Annotated in this window: 17 protein-coding genes; 13 read left to right on the top strand and 4 right to left on the bottom strand. The window is 42.3% G+C overall.

Translation table 11 applies throughout. The features are described 5' to 3' along the window. Nucleotides 1–771 carry an ABC transporter ATP-binding protein gene (locus tag J2Z66_RS06470; RefSeq protein ID WP_245375319.1) on the top strand — a complete coding sequence of 257 codons (771 nt, stop codon included), beginning with the start codon at nt 1–3 and terminating at the stop codon, nt 769–771. A 256-nt stretch (nt 772–1,027) separates the two neighbouring features. Next, the gene (locus J2Z66_RS06465; RefSeq protein ID WP_209970552.1) at nt 1,028–2,482 is read left to right on the top strand and encodes an MFS transporter; all 1,455 of its coding nucleotides are present in this window, start codon (nt 1,028–1,030) and stop codon (nt 2,480–2,482) included. 42 nt (nt 2,483–2,524) lie between these two features. Here J2Z66_RS06465 and J2Z66_RS06460 read toward each other — a convergent pair whose 3' ends face one another. After that, nucleotides 2,525–3,055 (bottom strand): histidine phosphatase family protein, encoded by a 531-nt coding sequence (locus J2Z66_RS06460; protein ID WP_209970551.1) that lies wholly within the window; start codon nt 3,053–3,055, stop codon nt 2,525–2,527. A 196-nt stretch (nt 3,056–3,251) separates the two neighbouring features. On the opposite strand from J2Z66_RS06460, the gene J2Z66_RS06455 reads away from it, so the two are divergent. The 6 genes from J2Z66_RS06455 (at nt 3,252) to J2Z66_RS06430 (ending at nt 8,115) form a co-directional block, all read left to right on the top strand. Beyond that, nucleotides 3,252–3,941, top strand: a complete 690-nt coding sequence (locus J2Z66_RS06455; protein WP_209970849.1) for a metallophosphoesterase family protein — start codon at nt 3,252–3,254, stop codon at nt 3,939–3,941. A 42-nt stretch (nt 3,942–3,983) separates the two neighbouring features. Next, a complete protein-coding gene (locus J2Z66_RS06450) occupies nt 3,984–4,706 on the top strand; it encodes a metallophosphoesterase family protein (RefSeq protein WP_209970550.1) in 723 nt (240 codons plus the stop codon). A 27-nt stretch (nt 4,707–4,733) separates the two neighbouring features. After that, nucleotides 4,734–5,711: a phosphotransferase gene (locus J2Z66_RS06445; RefSeq protein ID WP_209970549.1), complete on the top strand. Its 978-nt coding sequence runs from the start codon at nt 4,734–4,736 to the stop codon at nt 5,709–5,711. A gap of 335 nt (nt 5,712–6,046) precedes the next feature. Further along, on the top strand, nt 6,047–6,403 hold the full coding sequence (locus J2Z66_RS06440; protein ID WP_209970548.1) for a VOC family protein: 357 nt from the start codon (nt 6,047–6,049) through the stop codon (nt 6,401–6,403). Between the two features lie 2 nt (nt 6,404–6,405). Further along, on the top strand, nt 6,406–6,969 hold the full coding sequence (locus J2Z66_RS43750) for a winged helix-turn-helix transcriptional regulator (protein ID WP_209970547.1): 564 nt from the start codon (nt 6,406–6,408) through the stop codon (nt 6,967–6,969). A gap of 465 nt (nt 6,970–7,434) precedes the next feature. Next, the gene (locus tag J2Z66_RS06430; RefSeq protein WP_209970546.1) at nt 7,435–8,115 is read left to right on the top strand and encodes a sulfite exporter TauE/SafE family protein; all 681 of its coding nucleotides are present in this window, start codon (nt 7,435–7,437) and stop codon (nt 8,113–8,115) included. A gap of 14 nt (nt 8,116–8,129) precedes the next feature. Here the strand turns inward: J2Z66_RS06430 and J2Z66_RS06425 are convergent, their stop codons facing one another. Continuing rightward, nucleotides 8,130–8,552: a FixH family protein gene (locus tag J2Z66_RS06425; protein ID WP_209970545.1), complete on the bottom strand. Its 423-nt coding sequence runs from the start codon at nt 8,550–8,552 to the stop codon at nt 8,130–8,132. 179 nt (nt 8,553–8,731) lie between these two features. On the opposite strand from J2Z66_RS06425, the gene J2Z66_RS06420 reads away from it, so the two are divergent. From J2Z66_RS06420 to J2Z66_RS06400, 5 genes are all read left to right on the top strand, one after another. Next, a complete protein-coding gene (locus J2Z66_RS06420; RefSeq protein ID WP_209970544.1) occupies nt 8,732–9,385 on the top strand; it encodes a response regulator in 654 nt (217 codons plus the stop codon). 142 nt (nt 9,386–9,527) lie between these two features. Next, nucleotides 9,528–10,259 carry a class I SAM-dependent methyltransferase gene (locus J2Z66_RS06415; RefSeq protein ID WP_209970543.1) on the top strand — a complete coding sequence of 244 codons (732 nt, stop codon included), beginning with the start codon at nt 9,528–9,530 and terminating at the stop codon, nt 10,257–10,259. Between the two features lie 248 nt (nt 10,260–10,507). Then, nucleotides 10,508–10,837, top strand: coding sequence for a hypothetical protein (locus J2Z66_RS06410; protein WP_209970542.1), 330 nt, complete (start codon nt 10,508–10,510; stop codon nt 10,835–10,837). Between the two features lie 118 nt (nt 10,838–10,955). Continuing rightward, nucleotides 10,956–13,178, top strand: coding sequence for a heavy metal translocating P-type ATPase (locus J2Z66_RS06405; protein WP_209970541.1), 2,223 nt, complete (start codon nt 10,956–10,958; stop codon nt 13,176–13,178). 26 nt (nt 13,179–13,204) lie between these two features. Continuing rightward, nucleotides 13,205–14,065, top strand: coding sequence for a cytochrome c oxidase assembly protein (locus tag J2Z66_RS06400; RefSeq protein WP_209970540.1), 861 nt, complete (start codon nt 13,205–13,207; stop codon nt 14,063–14,065). Between the two features lie 6 nt (nt 14,066–14,071). On the opposite strand, the gene J2Z66_RS06395 is transcribed toward J2Z66_RS06400, so the two are convergent. Further along, nucleotides 14,072–14,686, bottom strand: coding sequence for an SCO family protein (locus tag J2Z66_RS06395; protein ID WP_209970539.1), 615 nt, complete (start codon nt 14,684–14,686; stop codon nt 14,072–14,074). Beyond that, on the bottom strand, nt 14,683–15,048 hold the full coding sequence (locus J2Z66_RS06390; RefSeq protein ID WP_209970538.1) for a c-type cytochrome: 366 nt from the start codon (nt 15,046–15,048) through the stop codon (nt 14,683–14,685). Before J2Z66_RS06390 ends, J2Z66_RS06395 begins: the two co-directional genes overlap by 4 nt. Between the last annotated feature and the right edge of the window lie 9 nt (nt 15,049–15,057).

Raw genomic sequence — 15,057 nt, 5'->3', positions numbered from 1 at the left:
TTGAATTTACAAGTTGATCATCTCCATGTTACACTTTCCGGCACGCAAATTGTAAAAGATATTTCACTCCATGTTGATAACGGACGATTTGTTGGTATTATTGGCCCTAACGGATGTGGAAAATCGACCCTTTTAAAAAGTATTTATAAAGTAATTAAACCGAAGCGAGGGTCCATATTTTTAGATGGGAGAGATGTATTAAAATCCAGTCCCAAGTCAATCTTCAAAAAAATGGGTGTGGTTGGGCAATTTAATGATATGAGCTTTGATTTCACTGTACACGCAATAGTTATGATGGGAAGAACGCCCCATAAACATATCATGGAATCAGATAACAAAGAAGACTATGAAATTGTGAATGCTGCCCTTAAAAAAGTCGATTTACTCACATATGCAGATAGAAGTTATTTAACGCTTTCCGGTGGTGAAAAACAACGCGTTCTATTGGCCAGAGCCATTGCCCAGCAGCCCCAGTTTTTAATCCTCGATGAACCGACCAATCATTTGGATATCAAATATCAGCTGCAAATATTATCCATTGTCAAATCATTGAAAGTAGGCACTTTGGCTGCATTGCACGATCTTTCTCTCGCCGCGACTTATTGCGATATTTTATATGTTGTTAGAAGTGGGGAAATAGTCGCAAGCGGCGAGCCAAATAAAGTTTTAACAAAAGAACTTGTCAAGGATGTATATGAGATTGATTGTGAAATGTATACAAACCCTGTAACCGGAGGACTTGCTATCGCCTATATGCCCGGCAGTTTATGATGGAAAACCTGTGATAACAGATTGGATTCAACAATAAAACGATCTTTTTTTGCGATTGACTCTCGTTTAAGTCAGAGAAAACTTCAGTTAGGTAGAACATATGGTTCGGAATCGAGCGATATATTCTCCAAACTTGAAGTTTTTTTGTTTTTTCTCCCTAAATGAGGATGGAACCTCCCCCAGCAGGTAGAGAAAAAGATTGATCTGAATGATAATCATTATCATAGATCATTTAACAAGACAAGGAGGAAGTGCAATGTCCAATCATTCATCCGCCACATTAACAACTAATGAACGAGAGGAGCAGCAGGTGGATCCGCGCCGTTGGTATGCGCTTGCGGTTATTTTGCTTCCCACTTTACTTATTTCTTTGAACACTTATATGATCCAGGTCGCGCTCCCGTCTATGCAAAATAGCCTCAAAGCCAGCTTCTCCGAAGCTCAGCTTATCGTCACCGGCTTTTCCCTCGGTTTGGCTGTGGCACTGATCGTTAGCGGCAAGCTGGGAGATATTTACGGCAGAAAACGGATGCTGCTGATCGGGGTGAGCGGGTTCACCGTGATGGCTGCTCTGGGTGGTATCACTTCTGATCCAACACTCCTGATTGCTATTCGCACCATACAAGGACTGACGGCGGCGCTTATCCAACCACAAGTATTATCCACGCTGCAGGTCAGCTTTCTTCCCAAAGAAAAGGCGCTTGCTTTTGGTATTTATGGTGCTTTGATTGGCGTTGGATTTGCTTCAGGCTTTATTCTCGGCGGTGCTATAGTCAATTGGAATCTATTCAACCTCGGATGGCGGATGGTATTCTTTTTCGATGTGCCACTCGGTCTTCTTGTCCTGCTGTTTTTGCCGATTGTACCCGAATCACGGGCTGCACGAGAACAAAGCATTGATTGGACTGGCTCCATCATCCTGATGATTGGCTTGCTCCTGCTCGTTTATCCATTGTCAGAGGGGCAAAAACAAGGCTGGCCGATATGGACCTTGGGCTGTCTACTATTGTCGCTTCCGTTTCTTTTTGCTTTTATTTCGGTCGAAATTCGGAAAGGGAAGCAGGGAAATTTCCCCCTAGTCGACATGTCTATTTTCAAACATCGTTCTTTCAGCGTAGGTATGGCCACAGTTGTGATGATCTATCTCAGCATGTTCTCCTTCTTCTTCATTTTAAGTTACTATTTGCAATTTGGCTTACATGATAATGTTCACTCCACGAGTTTAGTCTTTTTGCCTATAGGTGTGGGCTTTTTTCTAACTTCTTTGGTATCGTCCCGAATCGTGAAGAAATGGGGGCTTATAGTTCTGAAAATAGGAGCTTTGGTGATGGGAACCTGCTGCCTGTTACTTATCGGCTCCCTGCATATGGATGCGGTGCACCTGCTGTATTTCCGAAATATACTCATATTATTTTTCTACGGTTTCGGTCTCGGGATGGCGACCACTCCACTTGTTAACGTCATTCTCAGCGCAGTACCTTCAAAGGATGCCGGGGCAGGTTCAGGCTTATTCACTACATGTATGTATTTGGCAAATTCGCTAGGGGTGGCTTTGATCAGTATTTTATTTTCCGGATCCCTTCAGCAATCTCTTTTAGAAGCAGAGCTTTCGGATTATGTAAGGGCGTTTTCCACCTCTTTAAAAGTAATCGGGGGACTTGCCTTTGCAGCGTTTGTTTGTCTTTGTTTCTTGGATGGGCGAAAAAAATAGAGGTCTGAAAATTCTCAAAATCGATGTTAATAGACCCTTTCATCAAAGGCTATATTCTTTTAATTCGCAATTGCCTGTGTAATATTCAAAATATTCTTCATTAGATAAATCAGTAAAATATGAATGTATAACTCTGCACACACTACCATGAGTAACAAATAGAACATTTTCATTAGGATATTTTTCTTTTATTTCTTCAATTAAACTGTATACTCTGTGTGCCACTTGAAATAATGATTCGCCTCCTGATAGTTTGCTTGAAAAATGTTTCTTTGCAGCTCTGAAATCTTCAGCATTACGTGAAACACCTTCATAAACACCATAGTTTTGCTCGAAAAGTCTTCTATCTATAATCACTATTTTACCAATAGCATCAGATATGATTTCGGCTGTTTCTTTTGCCCTCTTCAGTGGTGAAGATATTATTATATCGATTTTATAGTCTGCGAGTTTAGTCGAAAGTTCCTTTGCTTGTTCAATTCCTGTATCCGTTAAATTAATATTCGTTATCCCACAGACTCGGTTTTCAGAATTCCATTCGGTTTGACCATGTCTTGTAACAAATAATTTCATATATTCATCTCCGAATTGAAATATTTAAACTTTGCATTTACAATGCCAATACCAATTATAACCATTTTAAAATCACATTGCGAGTTCAATTTGAATCGATTGGGGATAAAAATCCACCCTCCCTTAAATTGGGGAATCATAGTATACTAGTTGTACAAATCGGAAAACGTGGCGAAAATTGGGGCTGGATGTGAAAATGATATATGTTACTGGAGACTTACATGGATACACTGAAATAAGTAAGTTTAACTTCAAACGGTTTCCACAGAGTAGAAAATTAACTAAAGAGGATTACGTTATCGTAGCAGGGGATTTTGGGCTAATCTGGGATAATAAGAACGATGAATTATATTGGAGAAAGTGGCTTAGCAATAAGAAATTCACAACGCTTTTTATAGACGGAAACCATGAAAATTTTAACTTATTAGATGACTATCCGGTTCAAACTTGGAGTGGTGGTAAAGTTCACAAGATAAACGAAAGCATAATTCACCTTATGAGAGGTCAAGTGTATATAATTAATGACATTAAACTTTTTACTTTTGGAGGAGCCAGTTCGCACGATAAGGAATTTAGAAAAGAAAATATTAATTGGTGGTCCAGGGAGATGCCTAGTAATGAAGAGTATGAAGAAGGACACTTAAATCTTAATAAACACGATTGGAAAGTGGACATTGTTATTACCCACACTTGTCCTTCATCAACCTTAGGATTAATTAAACAGGGTGATACTGAATCAATGCATAGCGATCAACTCACTGATTATTTTGAAGAAATTAAAACGAAATTGGAATATTCTCACTGGTATTTTGGACATTTTCACTTAGACTTTAAAGTTTCTGATAAACAAACGCTATTATTTAATAAAATAGAAGAAATATTTTGAGAGCTGTTTAGAAAAAAAATCCTAGAAAAACCAGGTGAACAGATGAAAAGAATAATAATGATTAGCGATATTCATGGTTGTATGGATTCATTCCACAAATTACTTAATGTCATTAACTATAATCGGTCAAATGACCAGTTAATTTTACTTGGTGATTATGTTGACCGTGGTCCTAGAAGCAGAGAAGTAGTTGAGCAAGTCATAAGTTTAGTTCACACACAGAATGTAATAGCTTTGCGAGGAAACCATGATCAACGTCTGGTTGATTTAATAAGATTGGAAAGCCAACAAGTTCAGATGAAGTTTTTAGAGCATGGAGGCAGACAAACCTTACAAAGTTATTGTGAGTGGATTGATGTTGAAAACATAGAAAATATGATGGAACAAGCCATTTCTTACATAAAGGAAACCTATTCACATCACATTGATTTCCTCAGTAAGCTTCCTCTCTACTATGAAGATAGCAACCATATTTATGTTCATGCTGGGCTAAATCCCAGGTATACAAATTGGAAGGAGCAACCCGAACATGATTTTATGTACATCAAGGGAGAGTTTATCCAATCTAAGACAACGGTTAGTAAAAAAGTAATATTTGGTCATACAAGAACAACAGATATTCATGGAACCGGAGAAGTATGGTTTAGTGATGATAAGATTGGCATAGATGGTGGATGTTCTTACGGGACTCAATTAAACGCTTTGATTTATAAGGATGGAGTCTATTTGACAGAGCGGATTAACAGCTGTGAAAAATCCCTTTGAGGCAATACAAGTAGGAGGGGCCCGATTATGAGCATTCAAAACATTGATTTCATACAAAATGAAATCATCTCTGACATAGAAGGAAAGTTTGGATGGAAGGTTTATGGACTTAAACCAAGCGCTCTTGGTTATGGGAATTTGAAGTGGATTATGGAGACAGATTACAAGCCTATTTTTGTCAAGCAATATTGTAAAATCAGAAATCGGCGTGGATTAGAAGGGGTGAGGCAAGCACTGAAGTATCAAGATCTAATGCAGCGAGATCAGCTTCCTTGTCAGCCAGTGTATAGTTTTAATGGTGAATATGTTCTTACCACTGGTTCTGGTGAAGAGTACATGATATCTGGTGTTAGTGAAGGAAAACTCGTAGAAGCCGGACAAATAAATAGCCATCAAATGAATAGTCTCGGCGAAGCTACAGGCCGTATGCATATGTGGATGAGAACATTTATGCCCCGGTTAAAGCACCTGCAATGGGAATTGCCTTCAAAAACACTAATGTTTGAGAAACTGGAGTCAAATTTCAGGGAAACAAAAGAATTGGGTAATGACAGGTATTTAGAAGCCATTGAGAAACAAATTATTATCCTTGAACAATTAGATATGGAAATATTTAATGCCTGCACCAAAGGATGGGCACACTGGGACATGCATGTTGACAATATCTTATTTCATGAAGACCGATTGGCAGATATATTAGATTTTGACAGACTCCACTTTGTATATCCGGATTTTGATATTTCCCGTGCCTTACTTTCTGGTGCACTTTCAAGTGGTTCCATCCTAAATACAGAAACAACCAAAGCGTATATAGAAGGTTATAGAAACCATGCCGCTCTTACTATAGATCAACTGATGCTTTCGATTAAATTAACTTGGTATAAAGAGTTTAAATGGGTGCACGAACAGTTTAGCCAAGATAAAGCAATGAGCCGGTTTATTGAAGAAATGATATGGATAGGGAAGGAATGGAATAATCTCGAAGAGATATTTAAAAGCTTGTGAGATACACTATCTTGTGCAATACATCCTGTGAGCAACCAGTTTCTATACAAGTGTGCTGAATTGTCCAGAGGGACTTTCCAGCACTTTTTTAATTATTTTGCTCCTTATTTTAGTTAATTAAGAGGCGTGTAGTTTTGTTGACTCCATTGTCTCGTGGATGCCCTAGAATGGCGTGAACAAATGTCTGATTCCAAGAGCACAGATGAAGTTACTACAAAATGAGATGCCAACTAATCGGCATTGCATACTCCGAATGGGAAATTAAAAAGTGAAAATAAACCTTTACTACCGTTTTTATACTTAGTATAATAACGGTATCAAAAGGAGGATGAATTATGTATAAACCTGGACTCACGATTTGGTATAATGTAAACAGCATCGAACGCACGTTGGAATTTTACACGAAGAAGCTTGATTTTCAACTGCAGTTTCATGACATGGAGAGTGGTATGGCCATTATAAGTACGAACACGAATGATTGTACAATCGGTTTCTCAGAGGTCGAGACCGTAATTCCTTCAACTTCTTCAACCGTGTTTGATGTACATAATCTCGAGCAGGCCGTTGAAGGCTTTTCTGGTAAAGGCATTACGTTTATTGGTGAAATCGAAACGATCCCCAACATGGTAAAGCTGGCTACTTTTGTCGATCCTGACGGGCATAATCTAATGTTAGCAGAGTCTCTGGTTTAGCTGTGAATCAGGAGGCGCTCATCATTCAAGCCTCACAGAAGCTTTCGGGTCGGTGGACGATTCCAATACTGCTTGGATTGGAATCTAATGGGGGGCGTTTTACGCCTCTTCAGCGCCAACTCGACATCGCGCCTGCGAGGCTGAGCGAAAACTTAAAACAGCTGATCCATCTAGGGATCATCCAGCATCTTTCACCCTACGAACGTCGCCATCCTTTATTACCGGAATATAAGCTTACCGAGGAAGGTAAGCTTTGGAAAGAAATGGCCAAGGCCATCCATATTGCGGAGTCCGATATTGCACATGGCTGCTTGTCCGCCAAAGCATGGAACATTCCGGTGCTGCTAACACTTGGCTTTGAGCATGAACACTTCCAAGAAATCCGCCGCGTACTGGATCAGGTAACGCCCCGTATGCTTTCTATGCGTCTGGGCGAGCTGAACACGGAAGGTCTCATAAGGAAGCTTGTATCCGAGCTGCCACGGCCTTCATTTCTTTACCAGCTTTCCAGTCATGTGCGGAGTCCCGTTCATCGTCTATCTGTCGATTTGTTTTCTTTGATCTAAATAAAATAAGATAAAATAAGGTTATATCCAAAGGCGCTTCGGGAAATAACAAAACATGGGAAATTTGAAAAGCGCGCTCGTTGTACCGGCAAATATGCTGGCGTGACGGGCTTTTTCTTCTATAATATAACTGAACACAAGGGATCAGCCCGAATATGAGCTAGAGGGAGAATTAGGGCAAACTGCAACCCATGCACGTTCCTATTTCAGATTGAAAAAGGGAATGCCATATTTGAGATGATCTTATCTAGAGCTATGCTATTGTGTATAGAACATGCATAAGAATGATAAGAATGAATTGGTTTGGATGGCCATTTAGCCTTGGATAGTGTATCGAAATTGCTAAATCACTAAATCACAGAGTAACCATAAATCCAGCTCTGTTCCATCGCTCTTCAACATCGGATCAGTAAAATTCATAGGCACGCCATTCCGACTGCAGCATATGCAGGGAAAGGAACATGTATGACCAGTCAAAGTTTAACACTTATTGCCCTGACAGGTCTTTTTAGTGCTCCGCATTGCATTGCCATGTGTGGTGGAATTGTATCCGGGTTTACGATGCGGGCAAATACGAAAGCGCTCATCATCATTGTTTACTACAATGGGGGACGTATTCTTACCTACACCGTGTTAGGGGCGATAATGGGTGTCATCGGCAGTTTTATGGATATGGCGGGTTCTTGGGTCGGTTTTCAGGGGATAGCAAGTATCTGCGGCGGGTTATTGATGCTGTTATGGATTTTTACCAAAATAGGACTGCCGCTTCACCATCATCGTTTGTATCAAGCATCACCGGTTAAGCGGCTTTTGGAACGTCTTAAGAAACAGGGCGAAGGTATTGCAGTATTTGTTAGTGGGTTATTATTTGGTTTGATTCCTTGCGGGCTCACTTATGCTATGCAAATTAATGCTGCCGCAAGCGGAAACGGGGCCGCTGGGGCGCTATCTATGGCCGTCTTCGGACTTGCTACGATGCCTGCTTTGATCATTGTCGCTTTATTCGCGGCTATAATCAAACAATCTTTTCGTTTAGCGATGATCAAGGTGGGAAATGGATTGGCTGTGACGATTGGACTTCTATGCATCATGCGGGGATTATCTGCAAATCAATGGATACCGGCTATTCATCCATGGCTGTGGTAAAGAAGAAAGTAGTATTACGGGGCAGTCCTAAAAGTATGGGTAACGTCCAAAAGCTTCGAGCCAATACGAATGCTCGCCTCAACATCCCAAATTCCTGGCATCACAGGTTTAACAGTGCTTTTGTACATACCTGGGGACGTTTGCTCTGCAGTGAAATTAAACGTACCGCAAAACATATCCGGCATGCGTAAGGAAATGCTGATTTCTGCAGCATCCACTGGCAGGCCAAGATCATCCTGAATAGAAATAATCAGGTCATGGTTTGTCATAGGTTTAACGGGGGCTTCGTTCATCTGCAGATGAACTTCGTAACCGGATGAGCGGAAAGTGGTCGGCTGACCCATATTTTCGTCGCTTTTTACAAAGTGAGCAGTCAACGCAATGACCGTAAGTATGCTTACACCGATGAGCAAATACCAAGCATATTTCATAAGCATGATGGGAGGCCTCCTTAAGAGTTCTTTCCATCATGTTTATACGTTTAGGGCTAACCTGATGCATCCCAAGCTCCTTTTATACCATATTCACTTGCCATACTAGCCCTTTGGGGTCATATTTTTTAAATTTGATTTGGGGTAGCATGAGATAATGAACTTATTAGAGAGGAGAAAGCCGCGTGAATTATCCAAGTTTTCGAGTGCTTATCATCGATGATAGCGATCAGGCTAGAGAGGGCATCCGTACGATCCTCAGCAGCGATCCCGCTTTTGAAGTTGTAGCTGAGGGGAGAAGCGGCGCTGAAGCTCTTGCATTAACTGAACTATGGATGCCCGATTTGATATTGATGGATATTCAGATGCCCGGAATAGATGGACTGGAAGCAACCAGGAGAGTCAAAGCGAAGTATCCTTATGTGAAAATCGTGATGGTTACTGTTTCTGATGATATTGCCCATCTGTTCGATGCGCTTAAAAAAGGGGCACAGGGCTATTTACTAAAAAATTTAAAACCGGAGTCCTGGCACGAATACTTAAAAGCGATAGCGGTTGACGAGGCACCCATGACAAGAGAGCTGGCCTTCCGCATTCTAACGGAGTTCTCCCAATTTGAGCGACCTGCAGCTCATGCAAGCCCTCTGACTCCCCGGGAACGGGAAATCCTGGGTCTTGTTGCCAAGGGCTTGTCCAATCGTGACATTTCTATTAATCTGGACATATCCGAGCATACGGTAAAAAATCATTTGAAAAACATTTTGCAAAAGCTGCATTTAGACAACAGAGTACAACTCACCCGGTACGCCTATGAGCAGGGCTGGATGGGAAAGAAGTAAATGTTCATGAGTGGATAATGGGAGTGAGCAATGTAGCGGCTGTACTATTTAGTTATAGTCAAATAGGCAATTGTTTCTTTTTATCTTTGAAGGTAAAGTATAAATAAGGACAAATAAATTTAATTTGGAGGCTGCAGCTAGTATGAAGGAAAACAAATATGATGATTCAGGATTCTTCGCGAATTACAGTCAAATGCCTCGTTCGATCGGCGGACTGGATGCAGCTGGGGAATGGGCTGCCTTCCGTGCATTGCTTCCTGAGCTGAAGGATAAAAAGGTGCTTGACCTTGGCTGTGGCTTTGGCTGGCACTGCCGATATGTGCGCGAACAGAAAGCCCGCTCGGTAGTGGGTGTAGATCTCTCAGAAAACATGTTAGAACGCGCGAGAGCTATGACTAGTGATTCAGAGATCGAGTATCGTCGTCTCGCAATCGAAGACATCGACTTTCATGCGGGGGAATTTGACGTGGTAATAAGCTCTCTTGCACTCCATTATATTAAGAGGTTCGATCAGATCTGTGAGAAAATTCATCACTATCTTGTTCCTGGGGGAAGTTTTGTGTTCTCCGTTGAACATCCAATCTACACCGCGGTCGCTGCACAAGACTGGCACTACGATGAGCAAGGTGAGAAATTACATTGGCCTGTTGACGACTACTGCATCGAAGGTCCACGGCAGACAAGATTTCTTGACAATGATGTTATCAAATACCATAGAACCGTCACCACCTATATTAATTCCCTGATTGAATCCGGGTTTAGGATTACGAAGATTTCCGAACTTCTGCCGACCCAAGAAATGCTGGACAACCCCGATTGGAAAGACGCTATCCGCCGTCCCATTTTCTTACTCATTGCAGCGGTTAAATTGTAATTAAATTTTAATCGGTAAGTGTGTCAAACTTGATAGCAGATAGCAGCACATAGATATGGTGAAAAATAAAAGCCGTAAACTTCGCACGAATCGCGCATTTTACGGCTTTTATTTTGTGTATTTTTCACAATTAAGACACTAAAGTAGCTCTTTATAGTCATGATAAAAATAGCATTCTGCACTATAATTTACTTCTGTAGACTACGTTTTAAAGCCTATTACTTCATTTGAATGGAGTTTGATTTGAAATGAAAAAAGGACGCATCCGGCTTCTTGCAGCGATCAGCATATTGCTTGCTGTTGGCATCATAGCCATATTTACAATCCAAGTAGAAGTGAACCCTCCGGGCAATACCCGCATTATCCTGGAACGAACAAATCGGACGTACATATCACCTCCTTGTTTTGAAACGACAACGACCAATGATTTATCAGAAACCACTTTATCTAAAGCAATTCAGTTGGAATATGAAGCCAATTCCGTTTGTACAGAGAAATCCCTGAAGGGTGTTAAAACAACTATTTATTTTGTGATTCTGGAAAAGATAGGTCTGAAGGAGAGTTCTTGGAATTGGTAAGAAGGAGGGAGACAGTTGAAATAAAGGTTTTGGCGTGATTTCATCATGAAAAGGCTTCTCCATCCATAGGATGTAAAAGGGTATAGTTGTCCCTTTTTCTCAGGATGGAGTGAGGCTAATGAAGGATGGTCTGGTACAGGAAAAGCTGACGCTGCAAATTACCGGTATGACATGCTCGGCGTGCGCGCATCGTATTGAGAAGAGTGTTGAAAAAATGAGCGGAATCGATTCTATCTTTGTGAACCTTGCCCTCGAAAAAGCTTATATTCGTTTAGTTCCTGAAGAAGCCGATGTAAGACAAGTTCTCGATCGTGTTCATCAGTTAGGATTTCGGGCAGCAGTCTCTGAGCAGAATGAATCCGGGATTTCTTCTTCTAGTACGGTACAACTATTCAGGAACCGCTTCCTATTGTCCGCTCTCTTCACGCTGCCGCTGCTTTGGCCGATGCTGCATCATTTTACATGGACTTCATTTCTGTGGGTTCCTGAATGGCTTCAAATACCTTGGGTGCAGCTCCTGCTTGCAATTCCGGTTCAGTTTATCTGGGGATGGCCTTTTCTGGATGGAGCCTATCGCTCTTTAAAGAATGGGTATGCAAATATGGACGTACTGGTAACATTGGGCACATTATCTGCTTTTGGATACAGTCACTATCTGGTTTTTCATCCTCCAGCAGGATTTCACCATGGACATAGTCCATTATATTTTGAAACGAGTGCCATGATCATTTCGGTTATCTGGCTCGGGAAGTGGATGGAGGCGAAAGCCCGAAATCATGTTCGACAAAGTACGGAAGGCTGGGGCGGACTTCTGCCCTCTACGGTACGAAGAGTTCGGGAGGATTGCGAGGAACTTCTTGAACCCCACCAGATCCGTAAAGGCGAGGAAGTGCTCATTCGTTCAGGCGAGATCGTTCCTGTTGATGGCATCGTGCTGGAGGGCAGTGCCCTCATCGATGAGTCGGCTTTAACAGGTGAGAGCCATTCGTTGGAAAAGCAAGCAGGCACGAAGGTTTCAGCAGGAACCCGGATCATTCAAGGGACGCTGAAGGTAAAAGTGGAACAGACTGGCGGACAGACGCTGCTTGGGCACATCATCCGATCTTTCGAAGAAACCCAAAGCGCCAAGCCTGCTATACAAACGAAAGCAGACAAAGCCGCCGCCTGGTTCGTGCCAATCATTATTGGTTTGGCGGCAATAACTTTTCTTTACTGGTTTAAGCTCCGAACACTTGGGGATGCCGGAATCGCGTTGAAGGCTGCCATCTCCGTTATTATTAGCGCTTGTCCCTGCGCCATTGGACTCGCCACCCCCTTGTCGGTATTTATCGGTTCCCGGCGTGCAGCAGAGCTTGGTATCTCCTTCCGCAGCGGCAAGGCTTTGGAAGCGTTGAGTCGAACGGATACGATTCTTTTCGATAAAACGGGCACCGTGACGATGGGGGTTCCAATGGTTACGGATATATCGGCACGGGCACTGCCAACTCTTGAATTCCTGCGTCTAATCGCTTCAGCCGAAAAAGAATGCGAGCATCCGATTGCTGGGGCTCTGGTTCGGGAAGCTGGCCGAAGGGGGATAGTTCTGACCCAGGCTGAATATTGGACGGAATTACCTGGATATGGGGTAGAAGCGAAGCTAGAAGGAAAATTCTTGCTAATAGGAAGCAAACGATTATTATTGAGCCGTAACGTAAAGGGGATTCAATCTGGAGATGCTGATCAATGGGAAGCGCAAGGAAAGACTGTTCTTTATGTAGCAGTCGACGGGGAATGGGCAGGTAGTTCAGCTATTACGGATTCGTTGCGCCCAGGAACAACAGCTGCAATCCGAAGCTTGAAAAAGAAAGGAATCCAGCTTTCATTAATTACAGGAGATTCCTATAAGGCAGCTGCTTATACAGCGAAGCTCTGCGGGTTCGAACATTTCCAGGCCGGAGTGCTGCCGAATGAAAAGATGGAGCATGTCCTGCAATTACAGCAGCAGCAGCGGAAGATCGCTATGGTTGGAGATGGAATGAACGATGCACCGGCAATGGCTGCCGCTCATATTGGCATCAGCGTGCGGAATGCTACAACCGCGGCTAAAGAAGCAGCAGATGTACTTCTTAACCGGGAAGACAGCAAGGCATTGGTTGATGCTTTCCAAATAAGCAGCATGACGGTAACCAACATCCGCCAAAATCTCGGTTTTGCTTTCGTGTATAATGCTCTGCTTATTCCCTCAGCTATGCTGGGACATGTAGAACCATGGGCAGCAGGTTCGGCGATGACGCTAAGTTCCTTGACAGTAGTTCTTAATGCACTTCGATTGAAACGTATTTTGAGAAGAAAACTTGGATGACGGGAGTTAAGGAGAAATTGTAGATTATGGATTTCATGCTTTTAGTTGAAACATATGGGTTTCGGGCTTCGTTCAGCCCTGAATTGTTTTTGATGATGACCATTGTAGCTGTTTTTTATTTGCGCTATTTAGGGAGTCAGGTGGGAAGAAGGGGGAAGTTCAGCTTTTTACTTGCCCTATTTGTCTTCTATTTCGCACTTGGAGGACCTTTAAACTTATTGGGTCACTTTTGGTTCAGTATCCACATGCTGCAGCAATCCTTCCTGTACTTGATTGTACCTCCGCTGCTGTATGTGGGACTGCCGGACAGTGTGTTTCGCTTGCTATCAAACCTAAACATTTCGAACCGGGTACTTCGTTTGTTTGCTCATCCGGTATTCGCTCTATTTTTATTTAATGGTGCTTTTTCTTTTTATCATATGCCAGTTATCTTTGATGCTGCCATGTCCAATTACGCGCTGCATAACATGCTGCATCTATTATTATTCCTTTCGGCACTTTGTGTATGGTGGTGTGTCTTCACGCCGGAAGGAACCGTACATGCAATGAGCAGCCCTAAAAAAATGGGATTTATTTTTGTGAATGGATTTCTGCTAACCCCAGCTTGTGCGCTGATCATATTTGCGAACGACTTGATTTATAATGTATATACGGGCTCGACTCATTTACTATGTCTGCCATTCTATTCTTTAACTGTAGAAAAACCGGCGTTTGATATCTCGTGGCTGACCCCTATGAATGACCAGCAGCTGGGAGGAGTCATTATGAAGGTCCTGCAGGAGCTGTCGTACGGCTGCATACTCGGCTATATCTTCTTTCAATGGTATCGGAAGGAAAAAGATAAAACCGAGGATCTCGAAGATCCCCGGCCAGTGGCAAGCACTTAAAGCTTTTTATTTCGATTCGGCAATCTGCCGGATCGTTTTTAATATTTCTTCATTATCCATATCTTCGCCCATTGCAAATATTTTGCGGATTTCGCCACTCCCGTCTATGACAAAAAGCGAGGTAACAGAATGGGCAAATTGGCCGTCAGGCATTTTTTGTACCAGTACCCCGAAGCTTTTCGCAACTGCTGACGTCTCTGCTTCAGTTCCAGTTAACAATGTCCAACCCTCGTAATCCATGCCCATGCGATCTCCATATTCTTTGAATACTTCTGGTGTATCGCGCTCCGGATCAAAGGTAATTGAAATAAACTGAACTTCATTGCCCCATTGCTTGTCCTGCTTTAGCTCCTCTTGAAGCCTCACCATATTGTAAGTCGTTATTGGACATATATCCGGACAACTGGTGAACAAAAACTCGACCAGACGAACCTTTTTAGCTGAATCACTCAACTGGACCTGCTTTCCATCCAAGCTGCTCAAAGTAAAATCAGGAGCTTTTTTGAGACTGGGCAGAGGGGGGCTATCCTGATTGATCCAGAAAAATGCACTGACAATTAAAGCCGTAAATAAGACAGTGACGAGTAATTTAAATCCATGCTGTGTTATAAAAGCTTTCATTTTTTCTCCGCCAACCAAAGTGCCAAATTAGAAATCTCATCGTCTTTCAAGCTGCTTTTGAAGGAAGGCATGCCGCCTTTACCATTTTGAATCATTTTGTAAATCTGCTGCTTGGTCAGTTTGTCGCCCACCTTTTGTAAATTCGGGCCAATTTGCCCCTCCAAACCTTTCCCGTGACAGGCCAGACAGGATTGCTTATAAATAGCCTCAGCAGCCTCTGCATTCACGGGAGCATCTGGAATCTCAACAACCTTTTCCTCTTGTACAGCTTGATTTTGCCGCTCACTAATTTGATTAAACAAGACACCGAATCCGATTACAACAGCAATCCCACAGAATACAGCCATGATCCACTTATACATGATTGATCT

This window comes from Paenibacillus eucommiae, assembly GCF_017874215.1.
In the GTDB taxonomy this organism is placed as follows: domain Bacteria; phylum Bacillota; class Bacilli; order Paenibacillales; family NBRC-103111; genus Paenibacillus_AI; species Paenibacillus_AI eucommiae.
The sequence above is the reverse complement of the archived record's forward strand: the minus strand, read 5'-3'. Positions and strand labels throughout refer to the sequence as shown.

Coding starts and splice junctions, on each gene's coding strand:
- J2Z66_RS06405 (WP_209970541.1), top strand. CDS start 10,956: ATGAAGGATGGTCTGGTACAGGAAAAGCTGACGCTGCAAATTACCGGT.
- J2Z66_RS06445 (WP_209970549.1), top strand. CDS start 4,734: ATGAGCATTCAAAACATTGATTTCATACAAAATGAAATCATCTCTGAC.
- J2Z66_RS06440 (WP_209970548.1), top strand. CDS start 6,047: ATGTATAAACCTGGACTCACGATTTGGTATAATGTAAACAGCATCGAA.
- J2Z66_RS06465 (WP_209970552.1), top strand. CDS start 1,028: ATGTCCAATCATTCATCCGCCACATTAACAACTAATGAACGAGAGGAG.
- J2Z66_RS06395 (WP_209970539.1), bottom strand. CDS start 14,686: ATGAAAGCTTTTATAACACAGCATGGATTTAAATTACTCGTCACTGTC.
- J2Z66_RS06390 (WP_209970538.1), bottom strand. CDS start 15,048: ATGTATAAGTGGATCATGGCTGTATTCTGTGGGATTGCTGTTGTAATC.
- J2Z66_RS06455 (WP_209970849.1), top strand. CDS start 3,252: ATGATATATGTTACTGGAGACTTACATGGATACACTGAAATAAGTAAG.
- J2Z66_RS06450 (WP_209970550.1), top strand. CDS start 3,984: ATGAAAAGAATAATAATGATTAGCGATATTCATGGTTGTATGGATTCA.
- J2Z66_RS06425 (WP_209970545.1), bottom strand. CDS start 8,552: ATGCTTATGAAATATGCTTGGTATTTGCTCATCGGTGTAAGCATACTT.
- J2Z66_RS06415 (WP_209970543.1), top strand. CDS start 9,528: ATGAAGGAAAACAAATATGATGATTCAGGATTCTTCGCGAATTACAGT.
- J2Z66_RS06460 (WP_209970551.1), bottom strand. CDS start 3,055: ATGAAATTATTTGTTACAAGACATGGTCAAACCGAATGGAATTCTGAA.
- J2Z66_RS06400 (WP_209970540.1), top strand. CDS start 13,205: ATGGATTTCATGCTTTTAGTTGAAACATATGGGTTTCGGGCTTCGTTC.
- J2Z66_RS06410 (WP_209970542.1), top strand. CDS start 10,508: ATGAAAAAAGGACGCATCCGGCTTCTTGCAGCGATCAGCATATTGCTT.
- J2Z66_RS06430 (WP_209970546.1), top strand. CDS start 7,435: ATGACCAGTCAAAGTTTAACACTTATTGCCCTGACAGGTCTTTTTAGT.